At 53.9% G+C, this 14,465-nt stretch carries 15 protein-coding genes; 4 read left to right on the top strand and 11 right to left on the bottom strand.

Features of this window, described 5'->3' with window-relative positions:
* Positions 1-100 precede the first annotated feature (100 nt).
* The gene (locus A5774_RS04845) at positions 101-556 is read right to left on the bottom strand and encodes a DUF3040 domain-containing protein (RefSeq protein ID WP_024272908.1); all 456 of its coding nucleotides are present in this window, start codon (positions 554-556) and stop codon (positions 101-103) included.
* 200 nt (positions 557-756) lie between these two features.
* Positions 757-1,197: an SAV_6107 family HEPN domain-containing protein gene (locus tag A5774_RS04840; protein ID WP_231892345.1), complete on the bottom strand. Its 441-nt coding sequence runs from the start codon at positions 1,195-1,197 to the stop codon at positions 757-759.
* A gap of 216 nt (positions 1,198-1,413) precedes the next feature.
* Here A5774_RS04840 and A5774_RS04835 point away from each other — a divergent pair, with 216 nt between their 5' ends.
* The 3 genes from A5774_RS04835 to A5774_RS04825 are packed head-to-tail and all read left to right on the top strand — an operon-like array spanning position 1,414 to position 4,676.
* Positions 1,414-1,983, top strand: coding sequence for a GNAT family N-acetyltransferase (locus tag A5774_RS04835; RefSeq protein WP_064833628.1), 570 nt, complete (start codon positions 1,414-1,416; stop codon positions 1,981-1,983).
* Between the two features lie 48 nt (positions 1,984-2,031).
* A complete protein-coding gene (locus tag A5774_RS04830) occupies positions 2,032-3,144 on the top strand; it encodes a polyprenyl synthetase family protein (protein ID WP_082936109.1) in 1,113 nt (370 codons plus the stop codon).
* Positions 3,144-4,676 (top strand): alpha-(1->6)-mannopyranosyltransferase A, encoded by a 1,533-nt coding sequence (locus A5774_RS04825; protein ID WP_064833626.1) that lies wholly within the window; start codon positions 3,144-3,146, stop codon positions 4,674-4,676. Before A5774_RS04830 ends, A5774_RS04825 begins: the two co-directional genes overlap by 1 nt.
* Here the strand turns inward: A5774_RS04825 and A5774_RS04820 are convergent.
* Entirely contained in the window at positions 4,673-5,056 is a 384-nt protein-coding gene (locus A5774_RS04820; RefSeq protein ID WP_021353825.1) for an Rv2175c family DNA-binding protein, read from the bottom strand. The genes A5774_RS04825 and A5774_RS04820 overlap by 4 nt on opposite strands.
* A gap of 141 nt (positions 5,057-5,197) precedes the next feature.
* Here A5774_RS04820 and A5774_RS04815 point away from each other — a divergent pair, with 141 nt between their 5' ends.
* The gene (locus A5774_RS04815; RefSeq protein WP_064833624.1) at positions 5,198-6,538 is read left to right on the top strand and encodes a protein kinase; all 1,341 of its coding nucleotides are present in this window, start codon (positions 5,198-5,200) and stop codon (positions 6,536-6,538) included.
* Between the two features lie 168 nt (positions 6,539-6,706).
* Here the strand turns inward: A5774_RS04815 and A5774_RS04810 are convergent, their stop codons facing one another.
* The 8 genes from A5774_RS04810 to A5774_RS04780 all read right to left on the bottom strand — a co-directional run bounded on the left by A5774_RS04810 (position 6,707) and on the right by A5774_RS04780 (position 13,656).
* Positions 6,707-8,095 (bottom strand): class II 3-deoxy-7-phosphoheptulonate synthase, encoded by a 1,389-nt coding sequence (locus A5774_RS04810; RefSeq protein ID WP_021353823.1) that lies wholly within the window; start codon positions 8,093-8,095, stop codon positions 6,707-6,709.
* Positions 8,096-8,127: 32 nt separating this feature from the next.
* Positions 8,128-8,643, bottom strand: coding sequence for a polyadenylate-specific 3'-exoribonuclease AS (locus tag A5774_RS04805; RefSeq protein WP_021353822.1), 516 nt, complete (start codon positions 8,641-8,643; stop codon positions 8,128-8,130).
* 43 nt (positions 8,644-8,686) lie between these two features.
* Positions 8,687-8,842 carry a hypothetical protein gene (locus tag A5774_RS11235; RefSeq protein WP_021353821.1) on the bottom strand — a complete coding sequence of 52 codons (156 nt, stop codon included), beginning with the start codon at positions 8,840-8,842 and terminating at the stop codon, positions 8,687-8,689.
* Positions 8,843-8,887: 45 nt separating this feature from the next.
* Entirely contained in the window at positions 8,888-10,021 is a 1,134-nt protein-coding gene (locus A5774_RS04800) for an acyltransferase family protein (RefSeq protein WP_197490257.1), read from the bottom strand.
* Positions 9,999-10,739 (bottom strand): 1-acyl-sn-glycerol-3-phosphate acyltransferase, encoded by a 741-nt coding sequence (locus A5774_RS04795; RefSeq protein ID WP_027018317.1) that lies wholly within the window; start codon positions 10,737-10,739, stop codon positions 9,999-10,001. Before A5774_RS04795 ends, A5774_RS04800 begins: the two co-directional genes overlap by 23 nt.
* Positions 10,740-10,803: 64 nt before the next feature.
* Positions 10,804-11,760 carry an ROK family protein gene (locus A5774_RS04790; RefSeq protein ID WP_021353818.1) on the bottom strand — a complete coding sequence of 319 codons (957 nt, stop codon included), beginning with the start codon at positions 11,758-11,760 and terminating at the stop codon, positions 10,804-10,806.
* Positions 11,761-11,934: 174 nt separating this feature from the next.
* Positions 11,935-12,972 carry an NlpC/P60 family protein gene (locus A5774_RS04785; RefSeq protein WP_064833622.1) on the bottom strand — a complete coding sequence of 346 codons (1,038 nt, stop codon included), beginning with the start codon at positions 12,970-12,972 and terminating at the stop codon, positions 11,935-11,937.
* Between the two features lie 90 nt (positions 12,973-13,062).
* A complete protein-coding gene (locus A5774_RS04780) occupies positions 13,063-13,656 on the bottom strand; it encodes a C40 family peptidase (protein WP_023019209.1) in 594 nt (197 codons plus the stop codon).
* Positions 13,657-14,465: the final 809 nt, after the last annotated feature.

The following is a 14,465-nucleotide window of genomic DNA, read 5'->3' as shown; positions in this document are numbered from 1 at the left end:
GTGGGGCAAAGTGGGGGATGCACAATGCAAGAAACCCCATGGTGATCACAAGGACCACCATGGGGTTAATAGAGCTATTTACGGGCGAACGCCCCCAGGACTAATTCTCATCGAAGCGTGAGCGGAATCGCTCCTCCATCTTGTCCCCCAATGTGCGCTTGCCATCGTTACCACGAGAGGACTTGAAAGCATTAGAAGATTTCCCGCGTGCAGAGGGCGAGGAAACAGTGTTCGTAAGCGAAGCCGACGAAAGCTGACCACTGGAATTTCCATCACCCCGGAGCATCCAAACACCGGCGCCAAACATAACCAAGAAACCGACAATGCTGATAGCGATATACCAAAGACTGAATTGCGCAGCCGCGGCGCCACCGATAACCGCCACCAACCCAACTACTGCTAGTGCGACTCCACGCAAGGTGATTCCCCCACCTTCACCAAAACCAGTGAAGGACGAGTCATCTTCGGAAACTGAAGAGCCAAACTTAGGGTCTTCAGCAAGCAGCGACTCCTCAATCTGACGGAGTGCTTGCTGCTCTTGCTCAGACAGCGACACGGTGATTCCTCCTGGTGGGGCAATTGGCATCCCACACGGCCTGCCAACAGCACGCATGGACAATTCTCACTTGTTTTCTATCTAATCAACGCCCAGAGTATCGCTATTGTTCCCGGAATTTCTACTTTTGTCTTCGCCCAACAAACAAGTCGCCCTAGACGTAAGCCCTCAGAAACAGTTAAGCCGCGCTGCGCGAGCAGTTAAGCCGCACTGCGCGCAACCAGAGCAACAGAAGACACTTCAGCCAAAAATTCCGAAACTAGTTTTATTAGAGAAATGACCTGCAATTGGGAAACCTCCACTGCCTGACCGAGGTCTATATCTCGGCGGATTCCAGAAAATTGCTGAAACCGCTGCGCCCAACGCTCGGCCTCAGCATCAACAAGCGTCAACTGACCCCAAGCACTAGATGGTTTACGCCTCTTGCGCTCCACGGGAGAAAGCGCCACCCGAGCTCCAGCCAGACGCAAACCAGCCATATAAGCAAGCTCAAGAGCGCGCACATCTTCCCCTGCACGGAATTGTTCACGTGCCTGCTCTACAAGCAACACAGCACTATCCAACAACTTCTGATGACGTACACGCGAGACATCAGCCGTGTGGTTAAATTTAGTTGTTGCAGAAATAACCTGTGACGTCATCATCTACCTCGTTTTCGTTTCCGATTGTTTCGTTTCCGATTGTCTCGTTTATCCAATTACCCCACTGCCCCACAGCAACTTTGCGGACTGCCATCGCTTTGCGCTCTCGCCGCTTTTAGCACTGCATTCAGCGTGTGGAATTTGAAACTACGCCCAGAAACTCACACCCACCCCAGATTAAACGAAAATTAGTTCGAAAGAATGACGGTGACCTGCATGAAGATTAAATACCGACGCCTATCGCCACAGGAATTTTCTCTTTTGGTGCCCGATTTAGTGAACATCTACTTGCGCGCTATGGACTACCCAGCGAACATCGCCAGCAGTCGAATAAGCTCCTGGCGACGCGATATTTTTCATCCAGGTTTCAGTGCCATCATTGCAATCTTCGGAGACACAATCATTGGGGTTGCGTACGGTTTTTTGGGACACCGCGGATATTGGTGGGACAACCATTTACGCGCTTTTCTAGAACAGGCCGGAACCACTGACGAACACCACGAAAAACTCGCCAGCTATATAGAACTGGCTGAACTGCATGTCTTGCCACAGATGCAAGGACACGGCGTCGGCAAGCATCTGCTCACCCAACTGGCATGGAACCTGCCTGCTGATTATTTATTGCTTTCCACCCCCGAAGTTGCTGGTGAAGCCAATCGTGCTTTTGGTCTGTACCGTTCCTTAGGGTTCCGCGATGTCGCCAGGCACGTCCACTACCCTGGCGATCGTCGCGATTATGCGATTTTGGCAGCCCCACTACCGCTACCTGGAACCGAAACCCAGTAGGCTCACAGGTACTACAAGCTTCCCAACCACCCATGCAAGGACTTTTCCGTGGCATTCGAATTGCGTGATCACAACGAGCCATTGCTACCCCTCGAGGAACTTCCCGGCGCCGTACAGCGTGCACTAGAAGAATTTTTTGCTTCTCGACGTAGTGAGCTCAGCAGTATTGGCACCCCCGTGACGGAAGCCGCCGAATACCTGGAACGCTTCGTCCTCGAAGGTGGCAAGCGCATCCGCCCGCTCTACTTGTGGGCAGGTTTTTGTGGGGCCACCGCAGAATCAACCTCCCTCGAAGATCATGCTGCCGTCATTCGGGCCGCTGCCTCTTTGGAACTCATCCAAGCCTGCGCTCTGATACACGACGACATTCTCGATGCTTCAGAAACCCGACGCGGCAAGCCTGCTGTACACCGGCAGGTCGCACAACGCCACCAAGTGCAGGACTTGCTCGGCGACGGGCAGCATTTCGGGACTTCCGTCGCGATTTTGCTGGGCGATATGGCATTGGCTTGGGCCGATGATATGTTCCACGAATCAGGAATCAGCACGCACGCTTTACTACGATCGCAAAAACCTTGGCACCATATGCGCCAAGAAGTCATCGGTGGACAGATGCTTGATATTTCCATCGAAGCTCATGCCGACGAATCCCGCGCTTTGGCCGCCAATGTAAACCGCTTCAAAACTGCCGCCTATACAATTGAGCGTCCACTGCATTTGGGGGCAGCTATCGGTGGCGGTTCCGAGGAACTCATTTCAGCTTTCCGCGGATATGGACGCGATATTGGTATCGCTTTCCAGTTGCGCGACGATCTACTCGGAGTCTTCGGCGATCCGGCGATCACAGGCAAACCCGCTGGCGACGACCTCCGCGAAGGCAAACGCACCGAGCTTATCGCCCTTACGCTCACCCGCACTGATAAACATGATCAATCAGCAGCGGCCGATCTTCGGAAGCTGCTGGGTAATACTGCCGACCCAGACGAGATCAATCACATGCGAGAAATAATCACCAAGTCTGGTGCAGTTGAAGAAATAGAAAGCACCATCGACAATCTGTATGAGTCTGGGTTAGCACACCTCCATGCGGTACCCCTTGCCGACGGCGTGCGGAACAGTCTGGAAGCACTTGCGCTCAAAGCCACGAGGCGTCATAGCTGATGACGGTTCAACTGCACGCCCCTCGCCCGTTATGGCTCGGACTAGCCGCAACTGTGCTACTGACTCTCTCGTCCTTCGGTGCGGGTGCTGTCCGAAACCGCGGCGGAATATTACATGACCTCGGGTTGAGTTTTCTCAGCTTCGGCCACGCACGCGGACTCGCAAGCGTAATCTACTGGATAGCGCTATTCTTGCTGGTAACAGCCTGGGCGCTTCTGGGGCGTCAGCTCGTCGAAAAGCAGAAGAGTGATCTTTCACAAACCGGAAGTTCCGTCGGCAAGCACATTGTGGTTTGGGCCGCGCCTCTATTATTCGCAGGGCCGCTGGCATCACGGGATGTGTATTCCTATTTAATGCAGGGCGCGATGCTTCGCGATGGCTTCGACCCTTACAACGACGGTGCGGCAGTCAACCCAGGACCGTATTTGCTGGAGGTTTCCCATGACTGGCGCAATACCACTACCCCGTATGGGCCGCTGCATTTATGGACAGGGGAAATCATTACTGGTCTCGTGGGCGATAACGTCACAGCGGGCATCGTTGTTTACAAGTTGCTATCGGTGTTGGGTTTCGCCGGCATCATCTATGCGGTACCGCGGATCGCTCAGTACCTGGGTGGCAACCCCGAACTTGCGCTATGGATTAGTGTCGCGAACCCGGTGTTGATTTTGCATCTGATTGGGGGCATGCACAACGAATCGGTGATGGTCGGCCTGGTTTCACTGGGCCTGCTGATGTCTCTGCGCAAACGCTTTGTTTCTGGGATTGCCCTGATCGCGGTCGCAGTGTCGCTAAAAGCAACGGCGGGAATCGCGCTGCCATTCGTTGTTTGGATGATGCTGCGTCACTACACCGCGCTGCACGATCCAGTGTGGCGGCGCCAGGTGGCTTTGCTGGTGCTGGGTATCAGTGCGGTTGTAGAAACGATCCTAGTGATTGCAGCGGTCACGCTAGCGTCTGGCTCTTCCTGGGGCTGGCTGACAGAGATAACCGGCAATTCGAAGGTGGTAAACCCTTTGGCATTGCCAACGTTGGTAACCGACGTGCTCGTCAGTGGGGTTTTGGGGCTCGCCGATATCGACCTCACCTATAACCAAGTTTTGGCACTAACTCGAACAGTTGGCTCAGTGCTCATGCTGGCTGGGTTGGCGGTTACCTGGTTGGTATTCCGAAAAACACAACGAGCCACTGTACATGGAATTGCCGCGGCGTACTCCGTCGCGTTTGTCGCGAACTCAGTCACCCTGCCCTGGTACTACGCCTCACTCATCTCGTTAGTTGGGGTGGGGCGCCCGCCAATGTGGGTATGGAAACTAGCGACGGGCGGTTCGGTGTTTATCGCGCTCGGCTTTGCAGCAGGGGGAAACCACCAATTTTACAACCTGGTATGGGTATTGGCGACGGGCGCTGTTGCCTGGGCACTGACCATCCTGGTATTCCCACTCGGAACCCGAGTTAACTATCCTGGTAATACCCCCGGCGGGGCAAGCGCTAACGAAAACGCACCCCAGAAAACCCGAGCACAGTGTTAAAACGCTAGAGCCTGCGCGCGGCGAATAACCTCCCGCGCCAGGTGCCCGTGCAGCGCGTCAATCGGACGGCCCGGCAGAGTCTCATCAGCGGTAAACAGGTGTGCGAAAATCTCGCTGTTACTAAACCCTCCGTCGGCAAGCACGGTAATCACGCCAGAGACGTGTTTGCTGATCGCGCCCTTGTCATTAAAAAAGGCTGCTGGGACATAGCGGTGGCCTTCGAGCTCTACCGCGATGATCTGCTTTGCAGACAATAAGTCATGCACACGCGTGATGCGCAGCCCGAGTTTTTCTGCAACCTGCGGTAGCGTTAGCAGCTCATCGTCGGCAAGCAACTGGGCTAGTGCTCTTTCACTCAACTGTTCTTCATTATCCAACACGCCACCACTCTACTACCCAGGCCGACGATCGAAGCGCGTAGCTAAGAATTTCAGCTAAGAGTTTCAGTTAAGAGTTTCACTGACAAGATTTTCCCGCGCCCTGTACACACTTATTCCGGCTCATCAGTCATACTGGAAACCATGACAAGGCTGGAACCAGGTGAGGTACTTGAGGACCGCTACCGCATAGACCGCACGATTGCTCGTGGCGGCATGTCCACCGTCTACCGCTGTCTAGACCTCCGGCTTGGGCGCGCAGTCGCAGCAAAAGTCATGGATGGCGATTACCTCGACGATCCTATTTCCAGGGACCGTTTCACCCGCGAAGCTCGCGCAATGGCACAACTGCGCCATCCCAATATCCTGGGCGTTTATGATTTTTCTTCCGCGGGCGAACACATCTTCTTAATCACAGAGCTGATAACCGGCGGTACTTTAGGTGAGCTCTTAGCAGAAACTGGCCCCTTGGATCCGGCCACCGCCACGGTTTTGCTGCGCTCCGTGTTGCAGGGCCTGGTGGTGGCGCACGACAAAGGCTTGGTGCATCGTGATATCAAGCCCCACAACGTGCTTATCGACGCTGATGGTGGCATCAAACTCGCCGATTTTGGTTTGGTGCGGGCGATGAACAACCCACAGAAAACCTCCAACCAAATCGTCGGCACTGTCTCGTATATTTCCCCAGAACAGGTCGACGGTGGCCGCATCACACCGGCAACCGACGTGTACTCCGCCGGAATCGTATTGTTTGAGCTATTAACCGGCAAGGTTCCCTTTGAGGGGGAAACTTCCCTCGGCCGGGCTCTCGCTCGCCTGCATAATGATGTTCCAGCGCCATCAGATCTGATCGATGGTATCCCGCCGCTATTTGATGCATTGGTAGCCTCGGCAACCACCCGCAATCCCGACGAGCGCTTCCGCGATGCACAAGAATTTTTGGATGCTCTGGACGACGTCGCCAGTGAGCTCCTACTGCCGCACATCGCCGTGCCCGTGCCCGAGAATGCTGCCGCGCATCGGGCTGCGGTACTAGCACCATTCGCAGAATCTCCGCTCCCCGAAGCTACTGCCCATTTACCTGTGATGGACGAAGCTTCCGGGGCACCGGCAGCTAGCGATTCCGAGCGCGAAGAAGCACCGGAAACGCTTGCCGACGGCACCATTGCTGACTCCGCCGACATCGCCATTCCGTCTGCATCCGCTAACCCGGGAGCCGTTGAACCAGCAATCGCACTGCCTACACCAGCAGCGCCTTCAGCACCTATTGCACCAGTTACTGGGCCAAGACCGCCCGCAGCCCCGGCGATGCAACCACCTGCGTCGGCAAGCCCTGCACCAAAGGAAAAACCGCTCAGCAACCGCTCTCGAGTAAAGCTGTTTCTGGTGGTTTTCTTGATGGCTTTGGCAACCGGAGCCGTCGCTGTAGCCAGCTGGTGGTTTGGTTCGGGTGGCTACGGTTATATGCCGCAATTATGGCTCTGACGGTCCGCGTGGTGCGCTGTGCTCCGCCATGGAGGCTCGAATGCACACATTCCTGCTTTTAGCTGCCGAATACGGAGCACGGCAGCAGTGTCACCACGGCGCGCTCCTACAGCACGCACGCAGGGAGACATCCCAACCAGATCTAATGTTGGTTGGGATCGGCTTGTACTAATTACGAAGCATTTCAGCGACCAGAAACGCCAGCTCTAAAGACTGTTGCGTATTCAGACGTGGATCAACCTTTGATTCATAACGTCCAGGCAAATCGACATCCGTAATATCCTCTGCACCACCGAGACACTCGGTGACATCTTCGCCGGTCAGCTCAATGTGAATACCGCCCGGATGAGTCCCCAGCGCGCGGTGTACTTCGAAAAATCCCTGCACTTCGTCAATGATTTTGTCGAAATGGCGGGTCTTATAGCCATTGGAAGAAGTAAATGTGTTGCCATGCATCGGATCCGACTGCCAAACAACCTTGTGCCCAGCTTCCTCCACTGCCTTAATCACACCCGGCAAAACGCTGCGAATCTTGTCATGCCCCATGCGTGCGACGAAAGTCAGCCGACCTGGTTCCTTATTCGGATCCAGTTTCTCGGCATAAGCTAGTGCCTCTTCTGGGGTAACCGATGGGCCGATCTTGATTCCCACTGGGTTCGCAATCAGCGAGCAGAAATTAACGTGGAAATCGTCCAAGCCACGTGTGCGCTCACCGATCCAAACCTGATGCGCCGATAAATCGTACAGCTTGGTTTCGCCATTTTCGTCTTGCCCCAAACGCAGCATGCCACGTTCATAGTCAACAAGCAGAGCCTCGTGCGAACAGTAGATATCGGCGGTCTTCAGCACACTGTCATTGACGCCGCACGCATCCATGAAACGCAGACCACGCGAAATCTCGTTTGCCAAAGCCTGGTAACGTGCCCCGGCGGAAGACGTGGCGACAAACTTACGGTTCCATTCATTCAATCGGTGCAGATCGGCGGTCCCCGATGAAGTAAGTGAACGAACGAGGTTCATCGCGGCTGAGGAGTTAGCATAAGCGCGAATCATACGAGCCGGGTCGTGCCTACGAGCTTCTTCGGTCGGCTCGACGCCATTCACGATGTCACCGCGATAATTCAGCAGACCATTGCCGTCTCGATCTGATGAACGCGGTTTGGCGTACTGGCCGGCTATACGAGCAAGCTTGACGACGGGCGTCGAGGCCCCATAAGTCAGCACCACTGCCATTTGCAGCAAAGTCTTGATATTGCCCCGGATATGCGGTTCGGTATTGGTTTCAAACGATTCCGCACAGTCTCCACCCTGCAGTAAGAAAGCTTCGCCGTTAGCAACCTGAGCCAACTGCGACTTCAGGTTGTAAACCTCTGGTGGCAGAACAATCGGTGGGACCGATTCCAAAATTTTGCGTACGTTATCGGCTTGCGCACGGTCCCACGTGGGCTGCTGAAAGGCTGGACGAGCAATGACATCTTCAAACCGCTCACGGATGCCATCCGGAAGCGGTGGAAGATCAGGTAGCGCGTCTTTGGGGATATCTACTGTCCAACTCACACTTCCATTAAAGCAGAAGTAATTGAAGAGAGCTAAGATAGCATTCTTTGCCCTCGATTATCCCGGTCTAAACGGGCCAGTTTTTGGCAAACCTTGAATTTTTCCAGGTTGTGCCGGGCGTCGACAAGCGCGTCATGGTTACCTTTCGGCACATCCGGTAATTTCGGCCTTCCGACCATTTCCCACAACTGTTTCAGCTCATGGGTAAACCTCGGAATTGCTTGTGGTAATCCACTCATATCACCCCATAACTGCACAAGCACCACATGGTCATACGCACCGACCCACGCCCAAAGGTCTGGGCGCCCCTCCGCGGTAAGGAATTGAAGGACCTCCCGACGAATCTGCGAATTGGTTTTCCAGACACTGGCGTTGCGGGGTGGCAACTTACTCAGAACATTTTTACGCACCCAAGAATTTGCACGTTGCGGTTCAAAATCTGTAGACACGGCATAGTATTCTTCACCGCGTTCTGAGACAATGCCGATCGAGACCAGCTGAATGGTGGTGCCGTCTTCGATGAATTCGGTGTCATAAAAATAGCGCACGAAATGCTTGCTTCTTCCTAAATCAATATCGACGGCAGCCTAGTCAACGGCGGCGTAGCGGAACGAACAACAGCAGGAGAATCAACACCACCGAGATGGGACCGACGATGGTGGCGTCTACACCAATCGATGCTAAAACGACGTAGCCAACGATACTGGCAGTGACCGCAACCAGTCGAAAAATGGTGAGTTTATCCACGAAAAGCTTCTTTCTGCTTAGCGTCCTGCGCATTCGGCACTGATCTTACTCGCGCCTACCTAGGGCTGACAACGGGGGCGGGTATAACAACCACCGCAAAAATTTGGCGCGTGTGAGATATTTCAGCACCGCACCCGTAGCTAAAGCACCGAGCAGACCGCAAAATGCCCAGAACAGGGAGTTTTCAAACGGAAAACGGCCAAAGCGGGTGATATCTTCCAATTCGACATCCACCACCCACAAGCGCTGATAGTGAAACAGCGCCATGATGCCGAAGTGGTGGCCGATATACAGTGGCAGAGTATTCCGACCAAGTTTTAATAACACGGTGCTGACTCGCGGAAGATAGGTCAGTAATACCGACAACACTATCGCGGCAGGCAAAGAAAACGCATGCTGGATAATGCGGAAGAACAAATCCAACTCAAAAGGTCCAAACTCAATAGACCCCGGACCACTCCAGTAAGCCTGTTCACCGCGTACGCTTTCCCACAACTGTGCCCCGGCATAACCAAGCAAATAAGCCACCAGAGCACTGATTACCACCGGAATGCGCTTCGCATGAGCGGTAAAGCGGTGGATGGAGGATGCAAAATATGCGGCAAAAACGAATACCGGCAGATATATAACCGACTTAGCGATCATATGCCAGTGCTCGTGAAACGGAAGCAATAACACCGGCACGATGAAAGACACTAGAACTGCTACCCAGCCTGGCAATGCGCGAAGTGCCCACAAAGCGATGTTAAAAAGCACCAACGCGTACAAAAACCAGATCAAAGTTGAACCTGTGATTACCTGTTTGAGAAAGTATTGTGCAGGTGGCCACTCCGCGCCATAATCATTAACGAGTACGACCTGGTATGCCGCTAGTTCGAGTGGCACCCAAAAGATATAAGGGACCAGGAGAAACCACAGTCTACGCGTGAAAAGTTGTTGAAAACTAAACCGGAATACTTTCGCCGAGAACAACCCGCTGACTAAAAAGAATAGCGGCATGCGCAGTGGATCCAGAAATTCATTTGCTTGAGAAAGCCAGGTATCACGTGCCTCAGGAACTGCCAGCGATACGTGCAGAATGATCACGCCTAGAATCGATACACCCCGGGCGATATCGGGCCACTTGAGTCTTTGCTGCGCCACGATACTCCTGCAATTATGTCTGGTTTGGCTCGGCACCTTCCGGGTATCCATTTCCGGCAGCTAGCGACTCTTTCACCTCAGAGGCATAATGATCGACGTATTCAACTCCGGTTAATTCCGCAAGCTCATGCATGATGAAGTCCGTAAAATCACGCATCGTTTGGTGTTCTTTCGGGTCTAAGCCACGGTTCCGCGCCCATTCGTGGGGAGAAACAGGTGTGCCAAAGCGAACTCCGACCTTAACTGGGCGCGGAATCCAGGTACCGATGGGGTTCGCTTTGGCGACATTAATCATCGCGACAGGGATAACAGGCACGTCAGTTTCCATAGCAATGCGTGCCATGCCAGTGCGGCCCCGGTACACCCGGCCATCAGGACTACGGGTACCTTCTGGGTAAATACCTAGTAGATCTCCCCTTGCAAAGACGCTCTTTGCAGTGTCTACGAGCGCTCCACCCGCGTCTTTCGCCTTACGGTCAATAGGGACCTGGCCGACAGAGGTGAAAAAGAAACGCTGCAGAGAACCGACAATTCCTTTACCTGTGAAGTACTCTTTTTTCGCCGGAAATGTAAATTGTCGAGAGCAAACCAAGGGCAAATAGAATGAATCCATCACCGCTTGGTGATTCGAGACGACCATCGCAGCCCCTTGCTCCGGAACATTGCCTAAACCTTCCGTAAAAGGGCGATTCCACAACCGTAACCATGGGCCAATCAAAACGTATTTGAAAAAGTGGTACCAGCCGTTGTTCATGCTCTTGGTTTCTACGTGTGCCACAGCCCTTAACCAGCCTTCCTAGCTTGATTTATGGAGACGCCTAATTAGGAAAATTCTCAGCATAACGCGATAAATGTGCAACTCCGACCATACCTGCCGCAGAACCTAGTTTCGCGACAGAAACCTCTGGGTGTGGCCGATGTGTCGCAGCCACCATTGATTGTCTGAGCACCCGGTCTGCAGCTGGCAAAAATAAATCGTGATTACCAACTACCCCACCTCCGAGGACAATTAATTCCGGGTCAATGACATCCGCAACGAACGACAGGCCGATCCCAAGCCAACGTGCAAACTCACCAACCACCGCCTGCCCAAGCGCATCACCATCACGCGCGGCGTTCATGATCTCTTCGCCTGTTGACGCGGTATGCAGCAAAGGACTTCTGCGATACTCCGGGCAGTCGTCAGCAAGTTCCAGGACTGTGTCCGCCAATGCCGTACCGGACGCATAACGCTCCAGACATCCCCGTTTTCCACATGAGCATTGCCTACCACCAGGCACTACCGTAACGTGACCGAATTCTGGCGCCATACCAAAAGAACCACGGAAGATTTCTCCGCGGTGCATAATTGTTGCCCCGATACCGGTACCTACCGAAAAATACACCCAGGTTCCAGCTTCCCGTGCTTGGCCGAAAACGTACTCTCCCCATGCTGCAGAATTGGCATCGTGTTCTAAGCGCACGGGAAGTTGCAAACGATCAGTCATGATCTCTCGAACAGGGGCATCGCGCCAAGGCAAATGCGGTGCGAAGCGAACGGTAGTGCAGTCAGGGTCCAAAAAGCCCGCGACTGCCAGTCCGACAGCTGCAATTTCATGACGGTCCCGAAGAGTGTTGACAAGTGCGACCAATTTGTCGACCAGAACGTCTTCACTGTTTGGTGTGAGTGTGGCTGCACGATCGAGGATTTCACCGTGCGCGTCAACGACAGCCGCACGCATATTGGTGCCGCCAATATCCACACCGATCGTCAAGGCATTAGGGGCAATAGACATAACGTAGTTACTATACTCCATCCACTCGCCTATGCTACGGTGCGTTCCGAAATGCTTTACCGCCACCTGAATTATGGTCGCCGAACTAAATATCGCTTTGGTTGTTAGGCATGGCACCAGTAAACCCGCGGCTCGTATTGAGACGCGGGTTGGGTTCCGTGGGTAGGCGGCTATTTAATACCGAGAAGCACCAGTGATAGGCATCGAATCATAAGGGACAACCTGCACGGGCACGCCATAGGTCGAAGCATGGACTACTTTGCCATCACCGATGTACATACCTACGTGAGTGGTGCCAGGGTAATAACCAATAATATCTCCGGGCTGCAAAGCATTCAGGGAAACCGGAGTGCCACCGGCTAGCTGCGCTTGTGAAGTGCGAGGGATGCTCTTCCCTTGCTGCTGATAAGCCCAGTGCATAAGACCCGAGCAGTCGAAGGAATCTGGCCCCGCAGCCCCCCAGTTATAAGGCATACCCAGCCGAGTTAAGGCCGCACCGGAAGCGCCTGAACCCGCTGCGCTAAGCAAGGCATCGCCGATTTTAGCAAAGTCCGCAGGAGCACCGCCTGCCAAAGAAATGCGCTCCTCATCGCTTAGCGCTTCGACGCGGGCTTCAAGGTCGCCGATTTTTGCCTCAAGTGCGTCACGTTCTTCCTGCAGTTTAGTGCGCTGAATTTCCAAATCGGTTTTGTGGAAGATCGCCTCTTGCAACGACGCATTCGCCTTGCTGGCTGCACGAGCGGACTCGCGGACCTCCTGCTGTAGACGGGCGATATCAGCCTCGGCATCACGAGAAAGCGCCCCCATGAACGATTGCCGGTCGATAAGCTCCTGTGGGCTTCCCGACGACATGACAGAGGCGGCTTTATCCAAGCCCGTTCCGGTGTACTGAGCTTTCGCTAATTGGTCCACGGTGGCTTGCAGCTGCGCGCGTGCTTCAGCTGCGTTAGCAGCCTTCTGGTTGGCATCAGTGCTGAGGACGTCGAGATGCGCAACGTTCTGGGCGCGTTTATTCAGCTTCTCCTCGATATTCTTCAGCTCTTCGTGTTTACGGGACAGCTCAAAGCCAGACTCTTGAATCTGCTGAGTAGCGATCTCAACATCATCTGCCGAGGCAATGGAGGGGTTGACACCAATCGCACCAAAAACAAGTGCGCTGGAGGTGACGATAGCTAGGAAGCGCTGGCGCGACCGAAAAGCGGCGGAAGACATGCGTGGAAATGACTTTCTGGATGAAGCGAGTAGACCAACGGCAATACTAGCGCCCTACACAGTGAATTGGCTAGTCCTGCCCCAAAAAAGCTAAAAACGGACTGCAGAATGGATTGGCTGGAAATGCAGTGGGCGCTCACCGACAGGGCTACCGGCGTTTAGGGCGTCAATGATAGTGCCATGACCAGTGTAGATTCCGACGTGAGATGCACCGCCGTAGTAGGCAATAATATCGCCTGGTTGCAAGGCGTCGAGCGACACACGCGTACCGCCAGCTGCCTGAGCTTGTGACGTGCGCGGGATATTCACGCCAGCCTGCTGGTAAGCCCAACTCGTCAAACCAGAGCAATCAAAAGAGCCTGGCCCTGCCGCTCCCCATGCGTAAGGGCTGCCGATTGCTGAACGAGCGGCATCTACGATCTGCTGTCCCTTCGATACCAAGGGAGCGTGAGCCACCTGTACTGGGTTTGCATGAGGTGCGGGCGCCTGGGAGCTACCGAGTAGTTGATCCGCCCCAGGGATGTTTTCCACGCCAGGAACGTCAACGGTGAAGTTTGTGTTTGGAATTGTGAATTGGGCTGCGGACGCCATGCCCGGGGCCATCATCGTCGAACCAACAACAGCAGCGGAGGCTGCAGCGACGCGGCGCTTGGTGGACACATTCTGCTTACGGTGTTTAGCCACGAAATCTTCTCCAAATCAGATTGAGTATGCACTACAGTTTTCGTAGTTTGCCCCGTACCGACCGAGTCCGCCTGAACTCATGCAACTGGTGCGACGCAATGTCTCAAATAGGTTACGAAATGACAACAAACGTTGTCGAATCAAGGCCTGTGATTACTTCCGTTATCTACCCGTTATCTTGCTGTTGTCAGATATACATCAACGACTTGTTCGCAAGCCGCCGATACTATGAAGATCACTACAGCACCCAAGAAACCGTCTCTTGCCTGGCGTTTCATAGGGAAGGATGCCCGTTACAGTGGAAGCGCAAGCGCCTAGGAGTCGAGCAGAGACTGAAAAAACTAGTCATATGTGAAATCAAACACAGGAACCAGGTGGTTGCTAAATTCCCGCTCATAAACCACAGGGCTGGGAAAGCTCAACGCTAAAACTAAGCCGGGACAGAAACGATCATGAATCCTTAATCGGGGCCCACTTAGACAACGGACCTACTCTAGATGTGCTCGATGATAGGCAGGAACCAGAAATCGACTTGGGCCTACGTAGCCAATGATCTCCTAGCGGCCAGAAGATTACACCTTGAAATGCCAAAGGCTCGGTACTGGTTTATCCAATACCGAGCCTTTGCTACTTGATTAAGGCGTCGCATCTAGCTTTCGAGGCCAGATTGTGCGCTCACTTGGTCTAAGTGTCTTTTGCCTTAGTCTAAGTGGCCTTTGCGACGGTCAGCCTCGCGATTGGCCTCATTGAGGCGACGCAGCATTTCAGCCTCTTCAGCATGGTTGTCATGTTCGATCTGACGTCGACGA

The organism is Corynebacterium sp. EPI-003-04-2554_SCH2473622 (assembly GCF_001665955.1).
Lineage (GTDB): Bacteria > Actinomycetota > Actinomycetes > Mycobacteriales > Mycobacteriaceae > Corynebacterium > Corynebacterium pseudodiphtheriticum.
This window is presented reverse-complemented; position numbering and strand designations above follow the sequence as displayed.